The sequence below is a fragment of the Microvirga soli genome, assembly GCF_016734765.1.
GTDB lineage: Bacteria > Pseudomonadota > Alphaproteobacteria > Rhizobiales > Beijerinckiaceae > Microvirga > Microvirga soli.
In genome coordinates, this window is the sequence record NZ_JAERQE010000051.1 from 1 (window position 1) to 20,491 (window position 20,491).

The following is a 20,491-nucleotide window of genomic DNA, read 5'->3' on the forward strand; positions in this document are numbered from 1 at the left end:
TGCCGCCGTCCCGCTGGATGGCTGCGGGGAACAAGGGGTTCGAGCAGCGCCTACTCGGCATCATTGAGGTCGCTGGCGTAAAAACAGGCATCCATGGGGGGCTCCTGGATCGCCAAACAGCCCGTATCCATCTCATCGGTTCCAGTGAAATTCATTCTGAATCATTCACTTGAAGCGAGCAATAAAATTGCTCACCAGCCTCTACGTGTCACTCTTAAGGCTGCTTTGGCATCCATGACGAGCTATTGCGCTTGAGAGGAAGCCTCAGGATTGGCTGGCTTGTAACGAAAATAGTCGAGGATGGGCTCCGCGGCGGCGTGAGAAATGCGGATTCCAAGCCCTTTGTCTGGGCCGCCCCGGCCTCGGCGATCCTGGAAAAGGTCGCCCCTGCGAAACACGCGTTAGAGTCACACCACTAGCGCATTACCGACAAGAGCAATGTCTTGCCTGTCCGTCTCGATCAGACCCATGGCTTCCTTAGCGAAATACCATAGTTATACGGTGCTTGATCTCAACATGTGTTGGTGCCTCCTCGCTTGCACAAAAGTAAGGTATAGGGCCAGTTCTTCATGACAGCGGCACCCTGATAGCGCCGGTCGGTCCCGCACTTGAGAATAATTAAGAGAATTTCCGGCCCTCGCTCGGTTCGGTGCTACCAGCCGCCTGTCGGCGATAAGCGGTGACAGGTACGGGAAACGCGAGGAAGCTAGCGCCAGCTAACAATGTGCCGGCAGAAGTAGGTGTAGGCCTCTACCGCTTCCTTAAACTGTACCGCGAACTCGCCCTTATCATGTCGTCTAAAGCGGCAGCCATCACTAGATGGGTGAGCGCGGAAAGCTCATCTTCGATTGAGAGAACCGCAAAAGCTCCATTCCATCGATACAGTCTGAGTGGTATTCAGTTTCTATGGGCAACTCCCCAGTTTAAGAATCCCAACTTGCTCCCACCACAAAGGTCTCGGCTAAGTTCACGATCCTTCTTGCGGTTTCTTTGGGTAATACTTGCGGAAGAATGCTGCCTGTCTATGATATCATTGCTACTCCGAAATATGCATCGACAAAGTAGCTAACTGTCCAACATAATCGTGCGGGTAGAAGTGTTCGTGCGAAGAAGCAGCTTCGATTAGCCGCGAAAAAGCGAGGCTAACATCAAGAGCTAGAGCGTAGTTTTTGAGGTAATTCTTAACATTCGCTGCCAGTCAGCATTATGGGCAGAAGCCAACGCAATACTGGTGCGATGTCCGCCAAGACAATGGTATGTTGAATCTCACCTCATTTGTAAATAGCATTTGTTCGCATGTAGATAATCAAACTACGCTGCTTAAGGTTGTTGGTGACGAACGTCCTGATGACCAGCATATTGTTACAAGGAGCCATAGAGCGCCTAATTCACAACAACCTAGGAGAGAGACATGCACATGCATCTTGAACGACGTGCGCTTGTCACTGGAGGCGCTGGCTTCCTTGGATCACACCTTTGCGAAGTGCTCCTCGCGAGAGGTTATCAGGTTTTATGTGTAGACAATTTTTACACGGGGGCTCGTTGGAATATCGAGCACCTCCTGGATCATAAACGATTCGAACTTCTTCGACACGATATCACGCACCCATTGTTCGTAGAAGTCGATGAAATCTATAATCTCGCGTGTCCAGCTTCTCCAATTCATTATCAGTGGGATCCTGTTCAAACAACGAAGACTAGCGTCATAGGATCAATTAACATCCTTGGGCTCGCGAAGCGATTAAAGGCCAAGGTCTTCCAAGCTTCTACCAGTGAGGTTTATGGAGATCCTAGTGTTCATCCACAACACGAGAACTACTGGGGCAATGTCAATCCGATTGGCCCTCGATCCTGCTATGACGAGGGTAAGCGATGTGCGGAGACGCTATTTTTTGATTACAACAGGCAGCACGGCGTCCAGATAAAAGTTGCCCGAATATTCAACACTTATGGCCCGAGGACTCATCCAAATGATGGGCGTGTCGTTTCGAGCTTCATCGTTCAAGCGCTTCTCGGGCATGATTTGACGATCTTCGGCGATGGTGAGCAGACGAGATCATTCTGTTACGTTGATGACCTCGTTGACGGCTTTTATCGGTTGATGAACACCCCCAGCGATGTAACCGGTCCTGTGAACCTTGGTAATCCGCAAGAGTTCACTGTCCGTGCTTTAGCTGAAAAAGTGATCAACCTGACCGGAAGCCGTTCGAAAGTCATTCATCGGCCACTCCCGCCCGATGACCCAAGACAGCGCCGGCCAGACATCTCCAAAGCGAACGAACTTATGGATTGGAAACCGAAGGTTCAGCTTGAGGAAGGTCTGCAGCGCACAATCCCATACTTTGAGTCGCTTCTTGCCAATGGCAATGTTGGCAGGTTAGTAGCGGTTTGAAGGCTCTCCTCTCAGATAGTTGCCGGGGAGCGTTAGATGGCAACGACACCAAATTTCATTCAAAGCACTGTTTCTGGAACCGGAACAGGTAATTGGACCTCACTCCAGTTCGGGCCGGATCAACGGCTTTATGCCTCAAAGGTCGATGGGACGATTGCGGCATTTACGATCACAGCCACGAGCTCGGGCTATCAGGTAGCCGCTGGCGGGGTTGAGACGATCAATCTCATCAAAGATATCACGAACTACAATGATGACGGAACACTTGCTCCTACTACGGTCCAAGGCAGCCGACAGGTCACAGGTATTCTTGTTACCGCCGGTCCGGGAGCAACTGTTGCAGCGCCCAATGCCAGCACGGCTCCCCTTGCGGAGACAAGTAGTGCTAACGATAGTGCGTTAGTAGCGAGCTCAGATCCAAAGGGTTTACCCCCCGGGTTGGTTGATAATCCGGGCCAACCCTCACTCAGAGTACCTGCGCCGATTGCGACATCAATCCTGCAGCGAGCCCCTATAGGCACGCAGGTAGCAGATGTGAACGCCACCAGCACGGATGGAGGTCCTATCACCTACTCACTCCATCCGGGTCGTCCCGGTGGCAATGGCGCGTTTGCGATTGACGCAAGCACAGGTGTCATCACCGTTGCTGATCCGTCGAAGCTCAATGCTGGTGTGAGAGGTCAAGGCTTCTATGAGTTAAGCGTTCGTGTGTCCGACGGCCAGGAGACCAGCAAAGTCAAGGTCTCGGTTGGTGTAGTCGAAAGCATCGCGCGGGAGCCGACCGGCCCGATAGAAACGGCAGCAGCCCTTGAGCCGACTGACACGGCAGTTGTGATCTACGTCAGCTCCAGTGATCCGCGGATTGGTGCTGGCCCAGATGGCGGAGACGTCAACCTGGATACCAACTCCGGTGTCATCTCACGTCTTACGCAGCGGTCGGATGGTGGCTGGGATAGAATTGACCTAGTGCGCGGGCTGCCTCGGTCGGAGGAGAATCACTCCGTCAATGGCATGCAGCTTAGCGCGGATGGAAAGACACTCTACGTCGCAGTAGGCGGCAACACCAATCAGGGCGCACCATCTAATAATTTTGCCTATACACCGGAATATGCTTATTCCGCGGCGCTCCTATCCATCGACCTCGCCGCGGTCGAGGCGATGCCCACCCAGACAGACCAATTCGGGAACAGCTACAAGTACAATTTGCCGACCCTGCCCGCCGCTTCTGCTGACCCCTATAAGATGGATCCGTTCGGCGGTCAGGATGGACTCAGCCAAGCTAAGATCGTTACCGGCGGCCCGGTACAGATCTACTCACCTGGCTATCGCAATCCCTACGACATTGTGTTGACCCGAGGTGGGAAGCTCTACACCATTGATAATGGCGCGAATGCCGGTTGGGGTGGTCTCCCGATTGGCGAGGGTACGGCCAATGTCACAAATGCTCCGAACAATGGAGGTAGCGACACAACGGATCACTTGCACCTTGTCACCCAAGGCTTCTATGGTGGTCATCCCAATCCGATCCGCGCTAACCCAAACGGTGCTGGTTGGTATCTTAACGGCTCAACGACACCGGTGGCAAGCTTGCCGCAGGGTTGGCCTCCTGTGTCCGCGGCCAACCCTGTAGAGTCGGACTTCAGATTCCCCAATCAGGACGGCTCTTTGTACAGCAACTGGTTCGCCTCAACCAACGGCTTGGCTGAGTATACCAGTTCTACATTCGAAGGCGCGATGACTGGTGCCCTTGTGGCGGTTAGCTGGGACGACCAACTCTACCGCATAGATCTCGATAAAGCGGGCACGATAGTCACCGGTGTGACCAAGATTACCAATGGAACCTCTGTCCTGGGCGGTGGATTGCCGCTCGATGTTACTGCGCAAGGCGATGATCAGACCTTCCCTGGCACCATCTGGGTTGCCAATTACGGCGGTGGCATCACCGTCTTCACGCCCAGCGATGTGCCGCCACCACCGCCGAGCGGTGATGCTGATGGCGACGGATTGTCAGACAGTGTAGATCGCTTTGCCGAAGACCCCGCCAATGGCAAGAACACGGACCTTGCAGCAGGCCAATCACTGATTTGGAATTTTTCGCAGAACATTGATCCGCCTGGACCCAATGCATTGTTCAACATGGGTTTCACCGGATTGATGTCGAACAACTCTAATTCTTACTTAACCCACTTCGACCCGGCGAACATCAAAGCGGGTGGAGCAGCGGCGGGCTTTCAGGTCGAGGCAGTCTCAGAGGGAGACGCCATAAAGAACTCGCAAGCGAACGGCTTTCAGTTTGGGATCGACGTACAGCCGGATGTCGGACAGTTTGTTATTGAAACTAAGATGGATAACCCCTTCGGCGGGAGCCCGTCCACCACACCTGTAAACTACAAGAGCCAGGGCTTTTACATTGGTACGGGTGATCAGGACAATTATGTAAAAATTGTCGCGGCGGCAAATGGTGGATCCGGTGGAATTCAGGTAGGCGTCGAGAATGCCGGCGCATTTTCGGGCAAGATATACCCGGCCGGCATCACAGGTGCGGGGATCCAAACGCTTGATACACTGACATTGCGTCTTGCAGTTGATGTGGGCACTGGCATCGCAACTCCCAACTGGACGTACACAGTGGGCGGCACTGCCTTTAACGGTAGCGGCACGCCAGTTCAACTCTCGGGTGCGACCCTGAACGCCCTAAGAGGCGCATATGCTGTTGGAAGCACCTCAAGTGCACTTGCTGTTGGCATCATTTCGACATCGTACTTGTCGGGGGAGGCCTTCCCGGCCTTCTGGGAGTCAATCAAAATAACAGCCACCAACACCGCTCCAGCGGCGGGTGTGAAGGTGACGCAGACGGGTGGCTCAACGGCAGCAACCGAGGGCGGAGCCACTGACACCTTTACGGTGGCTCTCAATAGCCCCCCGGCAGCCAACGTGACCATATCGGTCAATGGCACCGCCGATGTGACGGGCAGCCCCACCACGTTGACCTTTACGCCGGGCAACTGGAGCACGGCACAGACCGTCACCGTAACGGCGGTGAACGACACTCTGGTGGAGGGACCAGAAACCGCGAACATAACATTGGCAGCCACCAGCAGCGATGCCAGTTACAACGGCATCTCCATCGCGCCCGTGTCAGTAGCCCTCACGGACAACGATACTGCGGCGCCGGGGAACATAGCGCTAAATGCAGGTGGGGCCGCATTCTCGGCTGGTAACGGCACACCTTACTTGGCCGATCAGTACTTCAGTGGCGGCAATACCTTCGCCACGACGGCCGCTATCGCCAACACAACTGACGACGCGCTCTACCAGAACGAGCGCTACGGGGGTAGTTTCGGCTATGCCATCCCCCTTGCTAATGGAAGCTACTCTGTCACGCTCCAGTTCGCCGAGAACTATTTTGATGCGTCCGGTAAGCGCGTCTTCGATGTGACGGCCGAAGGATCGCTGGTGATCGACAATCTCGATATTTGGTCAGCCGCAGGCAATCAGAAGAATGCGGCCTATAACGTGACTGTGCCTGTGAGTGTGCAGGACGGCGTCCTTAACCTGCAGTTCGCCTCTTCCATCAACAACGCAAAGATTGATGCCATTCGTGTTGTTCCGGCTTCGGGCGGCACTCCGGCGGGTGTGAAGGTGACGCAGACGGGTGGCTCAACGGCAGCAACCGAGGGCGGAGCCACTGACACCTTTACGGTGGCTCTCAATAGCCCCCCGGCAGCCAACGTGACCATATCGGTCAATGGCACCGCCGATGTGACGGGCAGCCCCACCACGTTGACCTTTACGCCGGGCAACTGGAGCACGGCACAGACCGTCACCGTAACGGCGGTGAACGACACTCTGGTGGAGGGACCAGAAACCGCGAACATAACATTGGCAGCCACCAGCAGCGATGCCAGTTACAACGGCATCTCCATCGCGCCCGTGTCAGTAGCCCTCACGGACGATGACCAGTCGCCCACACAGGGAGCGCAGGCACGGCTCTCCATAACTCCAAGTGGTGCACTCACCGCCAGCACCTTTACCTCTGGCGCCTTCAAGCTTGAAAATCTTTCCACGGCTGGGCAGGAGATCACATCTGTGACGATTGATCTCTCCGGCTCCATCTTGGCCGGTATGGTCTTTGATCCTGCTGGCATGGCTGGCGATACTACGGCCAAGTCCTTCACCGTGGACGGCAAGGTCGGCTCATTTTCGGTGGCCGGTGCTACCTTCAGCGACGGATCTGACGCCACTGGATACAAAAAACTAAGCTTACAACTGCAAGGCTTCGGGCCGGGCGAAACGCTGAGCTTTTCAGCAGATGTCGACCCGACGAGCATCAAAGGTGTTGCGTCTCCGGGACCTAGCCAAGCCGGAAACGTTGCAGGGGTCGAACTCACCGGAGCCGAAGCAACGTTCAATTTTGGCGCTACCACACTGACCAACGAACTATTCAAGGTGCCCACAGGCACTGGCGGGGGGACGGTACTCGCAAGCATGCCCCCTCTAGCAGCGCCTACAGTCACCGTGCAGGGCGTTAGTGGCACTACCGCAACCGTTAACAGCGCGCAGCAAACCGTCTCAGTGAGCGGCCCGGCCGGGACTACGGCACGGGTATTACTTATGGAAGGTGGAGCTTTCAAAGCCGGAGTGCCGGCTACAGCGCCACAACTCGGTCCATACGAAGCTAACTCGGCTGTTGCAGCTTCAACCTATGACGTCGCACTCAACGGCCAAGGTCGAGGACAGGTGGTTGTGACCCTGACCGACAGCGTGCCCGAAGGAGGGATAAATTTTATTACAGCGTCCATTTTAAGCGCCGGGGGTGGCACGAGCCCTGCAAGCACGCCACTGGTGCTTAAGCTTGAGGCTAGTTCGTCCACACCGGTTGTGGTGGATTCGAGCGCTGGCCTGACTGGAGCGCTCGGTGCACAAAACTGGGGTCCATTGGACGTATCCGCTCTCAACTGGAGCGGCGCAGCAGCCTTGGTCACGAAAACCGCAGATGGCATCGGCGTGCAGGGCGGTCGCCTTTCAGAGCAAGTGAACTTCAGTCCTGCCGGGAAAGTTACTGAACTCCTCCGGCTTGACTTCGACAGAGGGGTCGAGAACGCAACCGTTAGGCTCGCGCGGATGAACGCTACGGAGAATGGCGCTAGTGGCCCAGAGATCGGTCTCTGGAAAGCATACGACGCGAGTGGCAGCCTAGTCGGTCAAGGTACCTTTGATCCACGGCAAGGTACTGGGGCAGGTACGTCTGCGTTCGACTTCTTGATCGATCCCGCGGCTGATTTCACACGACTCGATCTCACCGCAGTTCCTTATCCAAATGAAATAAGCAGTACAGGAGATAGCTCAGACTTTTCGCTGCAGCGCGTCGCCTATCAGACTGATTTTGTGATCTGAGAGCGTACTGACCGCGCCGCTATGACATCAATTGATCACTATCCTTCGCCGGGAATAATCACACTATAATCCACTACATCAATGGAGCTACGCAGAGCCCTGAATTCTCAGCTGCCAGTGTCTGGTTCATCTCGACGCCCACTAAAAGTGCGGTGCGTCCCTATAGAGAGAAAGGGCCCTTCGGGGTCAAGGTGATGCTGGGAGTTGTGGACAAGGCCAAACCGATCCGAGCCCGCTTAAGTAGACTCGACTGCTAGGGGTGGCCGCCATTTTGCAGTCGGTTCTTGGAACAAGACTTAGGCCTCCCCGCACCTGGTTATGTAAGATAAAATGGATAATGAGGTCGGAACACCCAGCTTTATCGCATCCAATCTATGCCAGCGCGGCTGCGGAAGTAATCAGGTCTTAGCTGTCCCCAAACGTCCACCGGGGTGGCCTTGTTGAAGTGGAGAGCTGCGCAATCCGTATTGTATCTCGTTTGCAGATCCGGTCTTATAATACGATAGAGATTGGACAGGTTCCATCAGACATAGTGTCATAAGCAGCTGAGCCTTAGTAATACTCATTTATGAGCGTGCGACATCTAAAGTAGCAAACCCTTCGACTGCAAAGGAGTGTACTGCTTTGAACATCGGCGATGACTTCCAAAAGCAAGATAGAGAGACTACGCACAGCGATCACCCCGATGAATCTAATCGTCTGGGCGAGAGGCGATTGGTTAACCAGCAGCAAGCTCATGTCCTGATTCCTAGCGCACGCGGCGTACAAGCCGTGCGGCGCGTGCTCGCGTCACTTGACACCTGCACAGTGCCGATTGGCTGGAGGATTCGTGTCGCCGTGATTGAGAACGGTAACGCAGTGCGCCTCCTGCACGAGCACGATCTCACGTGCCGTCATAAGTTGGAGATTTTCTTCCAGCCAATGCCTGGCAAGGCGCGAGCGTTAAATTTCGCACTCGATTTGGTCGGTGACGAGCTTTGCATCTTCTTCGATGACGACGTCGAAATTGCCCCAGCGACGATGTCTGCTTACCTTGACGCCGCACAACGCCTCGGGCCCGGACATTTTTTCGGCGGTCCGTGCACGCCTTTGTTCGAAACGGAGCCCCCGCGCAGACTATCGCTTTACCCGCCGTCGGTACGTGGTCTCGATTACGGCAATGTCGAGCTTGTCGCCCAAGGAAACCATTTCCTCGGTTCCAACTGGGCGGCATTCGCCTGCGATCTGCGGCGGGTTGGTGGCTTCGACGCACGTTTTGGCCCTGGAAACGACCTAGTGCGTATTGGTGAGGAGTGGGAGCTGCAGTCGCGCCTCTGGGAAGCTGGGGTGCAGGACGTGTACCTGCCTGATGCCGGCATCAAACATCGCATTCGCGCGGAGCAGAGTAGAGTTAGTTGGCTGCTCGATCGACATTATCAAATTGGACTCGAGAACGGCATGCGAGCGCTGAAAGGGCATAGATCCTATCTGAGGCAGTTGCGTTCGAGCGTGCGAGCACTCGCTCGAGTTAAATCGGTCGACGAGTTCGGCGTCAAGGTTGCAAGGATTGCTGGATACCTGCGCGGCGGGCTGCATTGGCACTGGCTGACGCGACATTGACGGTAAGCACAATGAACAGAGAATACTGGCCGAAATACTGATCCAAGTGCGTTGAGAGCCAACATGTGTCCGACCGCAGCCCGAATAATTGGATCATATGAGAATTCTCAGTCCTGTGGAGCGGTTCTAGATGTCACTCATGACCTTCCTGGCTAACTGGTGCATCCAGGTTGCCTTCAGCTTGGAGAATGGAAATGGACCATAGCGACCGAAATTATTCTTCTGGGCAACCTTGAGGAATCCGCTGATCCCGACCAGCAGCACAAGTATGGAGAGGCCGTGTCTTGGACAGCCGAGGCAAAGGTGGAACCTATTGCAGTAAAGGCCGCAACCCGCTCCGAGAGCCATCAAATCAGTCGCCTTGAGATCGTCGACACCGGTGGGCACCGGCGCTGATCCGAGAGCGAGAAGCGGCGCATCGTGGAGGAGAGTTTGTCAGCTCCTCGGTTAGTCTCGGCCACGGCGCAGGCGGCACGCCCGATGGGGCGGGCTGGCACGACAAGCGAGCCCTGCGGGTCCCAGCCAACTTGACCTTAGTGCCGCTGCCGCACTATGCGCCGAAGTTGAACCCGGTCGAGCGCATCTGGCTTTACATGAGCTAGCGCTATCTCTTGCCCCGATGCTGGCCGACGAGGAGGCTGTTGTCGAGGCCTGCTGTCGCGTCTGGAATGCGCTCATGGCGGAGACAGGGCGCATCCGATCCTTGTGCCCTTATCCCTACTTCACGCAAGTCGCTTCATAGGCGCGGCGATATCAGACGTCGTGACAGAAGCGCTTCCGGTCGAACCCTTAGTCGATGCTCTTCACGCGAACGGACTTGCTCTGCATGTCAGCTCGAGCAGCCATTCCGGGATGTCCTAAGCCACCGCACATGCTTGATTGGATAAGCGTACTACCGTTCGAACTTTGAGCAGTACGTCACCCGCTGCATAACTTTCGAGTCAGTTCGCTCCTTGAATAGCGGAGTCGCAGCCGTGCTGATCCATATACGGTCTTGGCACGCCGGAAATCCGCTCTACAAGATGCTGTCCGAATATCCTTCAATGTCGGATGCCCCACTGCATGTCGAACATCAAACATGCGAAAAGCGACCTCGATCGGCAGACCGAGATCGCTTTTCACAATGATTTGGGTTAGATCACGATGAAGTCGGCGGCAGTGAGGAGCGCCTTGTTCTCGATCAAGGCGAACTGCACCGCAGCAGCCGAACCCGAGCCGTCCTTGTCGTAAGACAAGGCACCGGTGTTCTTGTTATAGATAATGTAGTCGTTGCTATCCAAGGCCTTCTCGCCAGCCCGGAACCATGACGAACGCAGCTGTCCCTCATCCCAGACCTTGGTGAAGATTGCGTCGTTGAGCCGAATGGTGTCGTCGACGACACTGAAGTCCTTGATCGTGTCCACGTTGGTGGTGGCGCTCAAGGTTGTATCGAAGGTGAAGGAGTCCTTGCCGGAACCGCCGATGAGGACGTCATTGCCAGCCTTGCCCCAAAGCTTGTCGGATCCGCCGAGACCGCTGATCACATCCTTTCCAGACGTGCCGGTGAGGCTCTCGCTGCTCGAGGTCCCGAGCTTGGTCACCACAGTTTCTATCGGAGTCGGCGTCGGAACCGGATTTGTCGGCGTTGGAGCCGGCACAGAGCCGGTCCACGAGCCCACACCCTGATCGGTAAGGGCATAGGTTACCTTGCCGGATGCGCCGCCCAGCGAATAGGACCACGTGCCGGTATGGTTGTAGTCGACGCCATCCGTCGAGCCATGGCCAAAGCCATACTCGTACATGGTCGGGTTAGTGCCGAGGTTCGGGTCCATCGGCACCCAGTGCGATCCATTGCCGTCCTTGTCCGGCATGAACGCCTCAAGGCGCATGTGGGTCGGGAAGCCCGCAGACACCTCGCCATCAGCGCCGCCCCAGAAATTGTTGACCAGGCGGGCCGGGACGCCCATAGCCTTGAGGATCGCCGCCGTAGTGGCCGCGTACTCCGTGCAGTCGCCGGTTTTATTGGCTACAGCCCAAGCCGCACCCATGTTCTGGGACATGTCCTTGATCGTGAAGTTCTGGATCGGGTAGTCGTAAGCCGCCTTAGCCTGTGCCCACACATCGCCCGGATGTGCAGCCTTGATCTTATTGGCGATGCTGACGATGGTCGCGTTGGTGCTCTCGATGTACTTCTCGGGGTTCAAATACTTGGTGCGGTCGGCGCCGCTGATCGTCTGGCTCGCCGTTTGCCCGATGGAGTTGATGGTGTAGTCATTCACGTCGAGTCTGAAGTCGAGCTTGTGCTTGTAGGTTGCGCCTGAAGCAATGTACTGCTGCTTGGAGAGGTAGGCATCGCCATTGGCATGGTATTTGAGCGTCCAGCCTTCGTCGCCGATGATATCGACCAGCTTTTGCTGGGCACTGAGGCTCACAGGAGCTGTCACTGCAAGGTTAATGTAGCCGGACTGGCCAGTATTCGTGACACTGATATCAGCAATCAGTGATTTTTTAACAGTTGTCATTTTTTGCCCCAAATATCGCTGAGCCTCTTATGATGAGAGCATTGCGCGATCTTTGATAAGTGATGAATTTGAATTGGACTAAGGTAGGTAGTTCTACGCAAATACTTATTTAAACTGGCACTGACTCGTTGGGTCGCATTGCAGTGCTTTCGGTTCCGAGACTATAGCCTCGACAACGCGAGGAGCTTTTTGACGCTAAATGTGGCGAATTCGTGTCGACGGAGATCGTTGAGTACCCCTAATGAGACATTTAGAAGAGTTTTAACTTTTAAGAGAACAATGCAGCGCGAGGCTTTCGGTACGCACGACCGGCCTCGTCTGCCCCTACGACCGGCACCTTCAAAGCGCTCTCTTGCGGGGCTTATTCTCTTTTGCGCCATCGCCTGAACGAATATCTTGTGTGATGGCTTGCTTCACTGGGCCCGAGTAGGGCACTGCGAAATAGACAATAAACAGGGGTCAGTGGTAGGCATCAGCTTCCCGCTCAATTGCTGCCTGCCGCTGTTCCTGGGACGTCGTAATCCGAATCCAGTGCGTCACCTCGGTCGGTTCGCGCAACAGGGCGCGACGGATGTATTCAATGAGCTTGTCGCCCGGACGGGCCATCGGCTCTCCTCGCAAATCAGCAACGTGCATGAAGAACAACCCGGGCGTTCTCGGCCAATTCCCAGTTCCTGTGGAGAAACCAACTGCGTAAGACCGGACCACTAGAGCAATGGCGGTTCTGACAGAGCCGGTGCGTTGCCGCTAATGCTTTGTTTCAGCATGACTTTCCATGACGAATCATACTCCAATGCAAGGCGCGTTGCGCTCTAGATCCTTTCATGGGCGATCCGCCAGGGCGTCCGTCGCGGTAAGGTTGACCATCAGCAGGACTCCATCCGTGTCCACTGCGATGTGTCGCTTGCGCCCCTTCATTTTCCTGGCCTCGTCGTAACGGACTCCGCCGGGTGCTGCGGGAGTCTCAACGGTCTGAGTGTTGAACCCCTGGCGGTCGGCCTCTGCCGGCCGCAGCGCTCACGGTCGAGCATGAGCGCGATATTGTGCAGGATATGGAACAGTAGGCGGCGCACAAAACGCCGGGACCACCAGCACACAGCAAGCCATGGGCCGACCTCATGCGGCAGCCGCAGCCAGCCCGCGCCAGATAGCGGATTTCGTTAGGGATCTCGCGCAAGTCCACCTTGGGAGTTCGCCAGCCTAGGCGGGCTGAGGCAGAATGGACCAAATTCGCTACGTTAGCGTATAGGACTGGTCAGTGGGGTAGCGCCGCTGTTCAAACGCCGTCTGGCGCTCACGATGCACTTTAATCTGCATCCTATCCGTGTAGACGAATAGAATGTCAATCCGACCCACTGCACCATCCTCTAAACAGCACTAGGCGGTTAACATCGTGTATCTCCCGATGCTTTTGACGGCGCCGGAACACCCTATTCCTCTGGGAATTTCATTCCTCAATCCTCGCGGAATGCTCTTTTGATCTGGTCCGAGAGGGGTTTCACTAAATAAGAGAGTGCGGTGCGCTGACCGGTTTGGATGAAGGCTTCAACGGGCATGCCGGGCACGAGCTTGAGCTCATGCAGTCGCGTCATCTCGTCGTGCTCAACCGCAATCCGGGCCGTGTAGTAGGCTGTGCCTGCCTTTTGATCCTGAATCAGATCGGCTGCGACCCGACTGACCGTACCTTTGATCTCCGGCGTCGTTCGGCGATTGAAGGCTGACAGACGCAGCACTGCTTCTTGCCCGATGGTCAGCTGATCTATGTCTTGCGGCGCGACTTTCACCTCAATCGCCAGTTCGTCGGCTTCCGGCACAATCAGCATCAGCGGATCACCACCTGCAGCAACCACACCGCCTACTGTGTGCACCGACAGCTGATGAACGATGCCGGCTTGTGGTGCGCGGATATCGATGCGCTTGAGATGGTCTTCCGCGGCGACCCGCTTCTCAATTAGTTCGGCGTTTTTGGCTTGGATCTCCCCCAGCTCCTTGGCCACCTCACTCCGGAGATCCTGGTCGATCTGAATGATCTGCAACTCGGTTTCCGAGATCCGGCCCTTAGCCTGAGCGATGGAGGCAATCAGCTGGCCACGCTCGCCCTTCAGCCGGGTGGACTCCCGCTCCAGCTGCGTCACCCGGCTAATTGGGACCAGGTTCTTGCGCCACAGCTCGCGCACGCCCTCCAATTCGTTCTGAATTAACTTGATCTCATCCGCTTTCGCACCGGTCTGCTCCTGCAGACCTGCAATCTGCTCGCGCAGCTGGCCGATGCGCTCCTTCAGCTGCGCTCTTAAGCCTTCACGCGCCTCTTGCCGGAGCTTAAACAGGGTATGCTCGCCCATGATTAGCCTTGCGATCTCCCGATCTGCCGAGCGGTCCCTCAGCTCTGGGCGTACTGAGATTGTGGGCGCACCATCCCGCTCGGCCTCCAGCCGCCCCTGCCGGGCAGCCAGTTCATCAAGGGCCTTGGTAATGACGGCCAGATTGGCTCGGGTAATTGTATCGTCTAGGCGTACTACGACTTCGCCTGCCTGCACCCGGTCGCCATCTCGGACACGGATCTCACCCACCACTCCGCCTGTAGGGTGCTGGACCTTCTTGCTATAACTGTCGACGACGACGAACCCGGGGGCCACGACGGCTCCAGCCAGCTCTGTGGTAGCAGCCCATCCGCCCACGCCTCCGCCCAGCAGCGCAAGGATGGACAAGCCGGCAAGAAGATGCACATGCAGTGAACGATCCATTCTCCTGGTCGGTTGATTCATGATGCACTCCTCCCAGCCAACTGCATCGGAACCACATACGGTATGGTGCGCACGTTCTGTTGCAAGACTTGGTCCTTGGCCCCAAACGCCCTCACTTCGCCGCCGGCCATGACTAATGCGTGATCGAGTGCCGCCATGACGCTTGGCCTGTGCGCGATCACCACCGCAATGCCGCCTCGTGCCCGTACGCTCAGAAGAGCATGGACCAAAGCCTCCTCGCCTTCGGCGTCCAGGTTCGAATTGGGCTCATCGAGCACCACCAGGAATGGATTGCCGTATAGTGCCCGCGCTAAGCCCACCCTCTGGCGCTGGCCGGCGGAGAGTACTGCTCCCCCCTCGCTAATGAGCGTCTCGTATCCCTGCGGCAGAGAGAGTATGAGTTCGTGTACTCCGGCCAGCGTCGCAGCTTGGATCACCAGATCCGGATCATCGCCGGTGCGAAAGCGGGCGATGTTCTGCGCTACAGTGCCTGCAAATAGCGCCCCATCCTGAGGCAGATAGCCGATGTGCTGTCCTAACATTTCCGGCAGCCACTGATCAAGGGCAGCCATATCCAGGCGCACCTTGCCCCGTGCCGGTGCCCACGCGCCAACTAGGGCCCGCGCCAAACACGTTTTGCCCGAGCCGCTCGGCCCAAGAATCCCTAAACCCATACCGCTCTCGAGCTGAAAGGAGACATTTCTGACCAGCAGGCGCGGATCACCCGGAGGCGTGATGCTGATGCCCTGCACCGAGAGGGTCGAGACAGGCTTGCGCAGGGGCAGCGGATCGCCGCGCGACGGCACCGCCGCCAGCACCTCGCGCAGCTTGCGCCAGCTCTGGCGAGCGGCAATGAAGCTCTTCCAATGCGCGATGGCGTGTTCGACAGGCGCCAGAGAGCGGGAAGAGATGATGGAAGCGGCGATGATGATGCCCGCTGTCGCCTCGCCCCTGATCACGAGCAGAGCGCCAACCCCGAGCACGGCTGACTGCAGGGCCATGCGCAGCATCTTCGAGAAGGCTCCAAACCCACCCGACACATCGCTGAGGCGCTGTTGGCTGGCTATAAATTGCTGATCAGCCTCGTGCCACTGAGCAGCTATAGCCGGACCCATGCCCATGGCGGCGACCACTTCCGCATTGCGCCGTCCCGCCTCCGCGACAGCCTGCCGTGTGCCAGCCGCTTGCATCGCCACCCTGGAGGCGCGACGGGAGAACACCGCAGTCAGCAGCATAATGGTGACCAGAACAATGGCTCCACCCAGGGCGGTCCAGCCGATGACAGGATGGAAGAGAAAGCCTATGGCAAGATAGAACGGCAGCCAAGGAAGATCAAACAGCGCCAGCGGTCCGCCGGAGGAGAGAAAGGAGCGGACTTGATCAAGATCGCGAAGAGGCCGTTGTGCATCGGTACCCGAGCGCACCAGCGGCAAGCACAAGGTGATGCCAAATACTCGAGCGCTCAAGCGCTGATGAAGTAATACACCTATGCGTACTAGCAAGCGGGTGCGGATGATGTCGAGTAGACCCAGTACCAGAAAAAGAGCTGCAGCAACAGCTGCGAGGCCGATCAGCGTAGGAATGCTGCGGGAGGGGACCACGCGGTCATAGACCTGGAGCATGAACATTGCACCAGTCAGCGCCAGGATGTTAATGGCCCCGCTGAATAGACCCACGCCAAGGAAAGCCACCCAAGAAGCTTTGAGGGCCTGCCCCATTTCAGATCCGGAGAATTCACCTGATTGCGCCATGCTCAATTCCACCACTCTGCTGTAAAGAGGAGATGCTGGACCGTTCGGCTGAATTGGCCCCAACCATCATTGATCAGCGACGGCTTGTAGCGCCCAGGCTATATGCGACCCAATGAGGCGCCACGATAGGCTAACCGGCGGGGAGCTGAAGCCCCCCGCCGGACTTATCAAGGACTTATGACAGCCATTCTAGGCCAAATCATCAGTCGAGAGGTTACTCACTCCAACAAGGACAATGGACTCGATGTCAGTAGCTCCAGCAGCGGAATCTGCATCATAGAACACGAGCGTGTCTGAACCAGCCGAGTCTACGGTGAATTTTCCACTGTCGTCCGTACCAGAGAAGTGACCAGTAACAAAGCCGAACTCCTGGTCGCCCAGATTACCTGTCGCATCTCGGTTACCCGATTCACCAGGGATCACTGACATAGTTGCTGGTATGACTAACACATCTTCCCCAGCATCGAAGTTTCTCACTACATCAACACCGTTAGCAAAAATGAAGGTGTCTCCCGTATCGAAGATTCCTCCATTATTTTGGTGATCGCCCCCGGCATCCTTGTTGTGGCCCGGGTTGCTGTAGCCCCCCTTGCCGACGTGCGGGTCATTCGGGTTGGGACCACCGGTCTCCCTGCCGTACTCGTCATCGTCGCCGTCCTCGTCGTTGTAGTCCGGCGGCTCGGGCGGGTTGTTGTCGTGCACGCCAGGTTTGCCGCCGATAAATGATGTCGCTGCGAAACTGTCGTCGTCTCTCTGGATGACCGCATCAACGGCTTCATCCTTACCCAGGTCGATAGTTTGACTACCTGAGAGCCCCAAGAAAACGTCACTATCATCAGCGTCACAATCGGCATCCGCGTCAGCATCGGCGTCAGCGTCAGCATCCGCATCCGCATCCGCATCGGCATCAGCGTCCGCATCCGCATCGGCGTCAGCATCCGCATCAGCGTCCGCATCGGCGTCAGCGTCCGCATCGGCGTCCGCATCCGCATCGGCATCCGCATCGGCGTCAGCATCGGCGTCTGCGTCTGCGTCAGCATCAGCATCGGCATCCGCATCCGCATCGGCGTCTGCATCGGCATCGGCATCAGCGTCCGCATCCGCGTCGGCATCTGCATCGGCATCCGCATCGGCGTCTGCGTCTGCGTCTGCGTCAGCGTCGGCATCAGCATCAGCATCCGCATCCGCATCGGCGTCAGCATCGGCGTCGGCGTCTGCGTCAGCATCGGCGTCAGCGTCCGCATCCGCATCAGCGTCGGCATCAGCATCCGCATCAGCGTCAGCATCGGCGTCCGCATCCGCATCGGCATCCGCATCCGCATCAGCGTCCGCATCCGCGTCGGCATCTGCATCGGCGTCTGCATCTGCATCGGCGTCAGCATCAGCATCCGCATCGGCGTCTGCGTCTGCGTCAGCGTCGGCATCAGCATCAGCATCAGCATCCGCATCCGCATCGGCGTCAGCATCGGCGTCTGCGTCTGCGTCAGCATCGGCGTCAGCATCCGCATCCGCATCGGCGTCTGCATCGGCATCAGCGTCCGCATCGGCGTCAGCATCCGCATCAGCGTCAGCGTCCGCATCAGCATCAGCATCCGCATCGGCGTCCGCATCCGCATCGGCATCCGCATCGGCGTCAGCGTCCGCATCAGCATCAGCATCAGCATCGGCATCCGCATCCGCATCGGCGTCTGCATCGGCATCAGCGTCCGCATCCGCGTCGGCATCTGCATCGGCATCCGCATCGGCGTCAGCATCGGCGTCTGCGTCTGCGTCAGCATCGGCGTCAGCGTCCGCATCCGCATCAGCGTCGGCATCCGCATCGGCGTCAGCGTCCGCATCGGCATCTGCATCGGCGTCTGCATCGGCGTCGGCATCCGCATCAGCGTCAGCATCGGCATCCGCATCGGCGTCAGCATCCGCATCAGCGTCGGCATCCGCATCGGCATCAGCGTCAGCGTCGGCATCGGCGTCAGCGTCAGCATCGGCGTCAGCATCCGCATCGGCATCGGCGTCAGCGTCAGCGTCAGCGTCGGCATCCGCATCAGCGTCAGCATCGGCATCCGCATCGGCGTCAGCATCCGCATCAGCGTCCGCATCCGCATCGGCATCAGCGTCAGCGTCGGCATCGGCGTCAGCGTCAGCATCGGCGTCAGCATCCGCATCCGCATCGGCGTCAGCATCGGCGTCAGCATCGGCGTCAGCGTCCGCATCCGCATCCGCATCAGCATCAGCATCGGCATCCGCATCCGCATCGGCGTCTGCATCGGCATCAGCGTCCGCATCCGCGTCAGCATCGGCATCAGCGTCGGCATCGGCGTCAGCATCCGCATCGGCGTCTGCGTCTGCGTCTGCGTCAGCGTCAGCATCCGCGTCCGCATCGGCATCAGCATCCGCATCGGCGTCTGCATCGGCATCAGCGTCCGCATCCGCGTCAGCGTCAGCGTCAGCGTCAGCGTCAGCGTCGGCATCCGCATCGGCGTCAGCATCCGCATCAGCATCCGCGTCAGCATCGGCATCAGCGTCGGCATCCGCATCGGCGTCAGCGTCAGCATCAGCGTCAGCATCGGCATCAGCGTCAGCATCGGCATCAGCGTCGGCGTCAGCATCAGCGTCCGCATCGGCGTCGGCGTCGGCGTCCGCATCGGCGTCTGCGTCAGCGTCAGCATCCGCATCGGCATCGGCGTCAGCGTCTGCGTCTGCGTCTGCGTCAGCATCAGCGTCGGCATCCGCATCCGCATCTGCGTCAGCGTCAGCGTCAGCATCGGCATCAGCGTCAGCGTCAGCATCGGCATCAGCGTCGGCGTCAGCATCGGCGTCTGCGTCAGCGTCAGCGTCCGCATCGGCGTCCGCATCGGCGTCCGCATCGGCATCCGCATCGGCATCCGCATCGGCGTCTGCGTCTGCGTCAGCGTCCGCATCGGCATCCGCATCCGCGTCAGCATCCGCATCCGCATCCGCATCGGCGTCTGCATCGGCATCCGCGTCAGCATCCGCATCGGCGTCTGCGTCTGCGTCAGCGTCAGCGTCAGCGTCGGCATCCGCATCAGCGTCAGCATCCGCATCGGCGTCAGCATCCGCATCAGCGTCCGCATCCGCATCGGCGTCCGCATCGGCATCCGCGTCAGCATCCGCATCGGCGTCTGCGTCGGCATCTGCATCGGCATCCGCATCGGCGTCAGCATCCGCATCGGCGTCTGCGTCTGCGTCTGCGTCAGCGTCGGCATCAGCATCAGCATCCGCATCCGCATCGGCATCAGCGTCAGCGTCGGCGTCGGCATCAGCATCGGCATCAGCGTCAGCATCAGCATCCGCATCGGCATCGGCGTCAGCGTCTGCGTCTGCGTCTGCGTCTGCGTCAGCATCAGCGTCGGCGTCGGCATCCGCATCCGCATCTGCGTCAGCGTCAGCATCAGCGTCAGCGTCAGCATCGGCATCAGCGTCGGCGTCAGCATCGGCGTCAGCATCCGCATCGGCATCCGCGTCTGAATCGCCGTCTCCCTCCTTTTCTTTCTCCTTTTCTTTGGAAGTGTCTTTGACGCTACCTAGCGCCAAAATGTTGGCGAGTCCGCTCGCTGCTGGATCATCGATATCGGTGTCAGTTCTCGCGGGCATGATTCCTCCGTTGGCAAGTAGCCACTGCTGGAAGGCGAAGTGTTTATTCCTACCACTACTTACGAGTATAAGGTCTTGGCCGGGTATAGAGGCCGGCAATAACTCTTAAAATAAGACAGTACTCTTACGCGCAACAATAACTGGCACTCGTACATCGAGATCTCTTGCTTACTAATCATTGCAACGGCTAACTGTGGCTCCTACAAGGCGCTTCCAACTACTACCCCGGAAGAAAACACTTCGATCGGGCAGCTGATTGACTGGCACTCTCAGTCACATTGGGTGAGAACTATTCCGGAAGATTACCTCTTAGTTTCCATGATTTCTGCCCTAATGAACCTGATCATTGAACATCATCATGTTAAGCTTTCATCACGACGTCCTCAGGTGCTTCGGATTGGTGACTATGCTTTACAGGCTGTTGTTGTCTATGAATGAAGCCACGTCAGCATTCAGGCGATCCCATGGCTTTCGCTGCTAGCGAACACTGGTTCG

8 protein-coding genes are annotated in these 20,491 nt (G+C 57.5%); 3 read left to right on the forward strand and 5 right to left on the reverse strand.

The window, feature by feature from the left end; all coding sequences use genetic code 11:
* Positions 1-1,417 precede the first annotated feature (1,417 nt).
* From JKL45_RS24840 to JKL45_RS24850, 3 genes are all read left to right on the forward strand, one after another.
* Complete coding sequence (locus tag JKL45_RS24840) at positions 1,418-2,392, forward strand: UDP-glucuronic acid decarboxylase family protein (protein ID WP_201864493.1); 975 nt, start codon at positions 1,418-1,420, stop codon at positions 2,390-2,392.
* Between the two features lie 36 nt (positions 2,393-2,428).
* On the forward strand, positions 2,429-7,789 hold the full coding sequence (locus JKL45_RS24845) for a malectin domain-containing carbohydrate-binding protein (RefSeq protein WP_201864484.1): 5,361 nt from the start codon (positions 2,429-2,431) through the stop codon (positions 7,787-7,789).
* A gap of 624 nt (positions 7,790-8,413) precedes the next feature.
* The gene (locus JKL45_RS24850) at positions 8,414-9,388 is read left to right on the forward strand and encodes a glycosyltransferase family 2 protein (protein ID WP_201864485.1); all 975 of its coding nucleotides are present in this window, start codon (positions 8,414-8,416) and stop codon (positions 9,386-9,388) included.
* Positions 9,389-10,521: 1,133 nt separating this feature from the next.
* Here the strand turns inward: JKL45_RS24850 and JKL45_RS24855 are convergent.
* The 5 genes from JKL45_RS24855 to JKL45_RS24875 all read right to left on the reverse strand — a co-directional run bounded on the left by JKL45_RS24855 (position 10,522) and on the right by JKL45_RS24875 (position 19,848).
* On the reverse strand, positions 10,522-11,889 hold the full coding sequence (locus tag JKL45_RS24855; RefSeq protein ID WP_201864486.1) for a transglutaminase domain-containing protein: 1,368 nt from the start codon (positions 11,887-11,889) through the stop codon (positions 10,522-10,524).
* Between the two features lie 459 nt (positions 11,890-12,348).
* Positions 12,349-12,495, reverse strand: a complete 147-nt coding sequence (locus tag JKL45_RS24860) for a hypothetical protein (RefSeq protein ID WP_201864487.1) — start codon at positions 12,493-12,495, stop codon at positions 12,349-12,351.
* A gap of 848 nt (positions 12,496-13,343) precedes the next feature.
* Positions 13,344-14,654: an HlyD family type I secretion periplasmic adaptor subunit gene (locus JKL45_RS24865; protein ID WP_201864488.1), complete on the reverse strand. Its 1,311-nt coding sequence runs from the start codon at positions 14,652-14,654 to the stop codon at positions 13,344-13,346.
* Positions 14,651-16,384: a type I secretion system permease/ATPase gene (locus JKL45_RS24870; RefSeq protein ID WP_201864489.1), complete on the reverse strand. Its 1,734-nt coding sequence runs from the start codon at positions 16,382-16,384 to the stop codon at positions 14,651-14,653. Before JKL45_RS24870 ends, JKL45_RS24865 begins: the two co-directional genes overlap by 4 nt.
* Positions 16,385-16,860: 476 nt before the next feature.
* The gene (locus JKL45_RS24875; protein ID WP_201864490.1) at positions 16,861-19,848 is read right to left on the reverse strand and encodes a hypothetical protein; all 2,988 of its coding nucleotides are present in this window, start codon (positions 19,846-19,848) and stop codon (positions 16,861-16,863) included.
* Between the last annotated feature and the right edge of the window lie 643 nt (positions 19,849-20,491).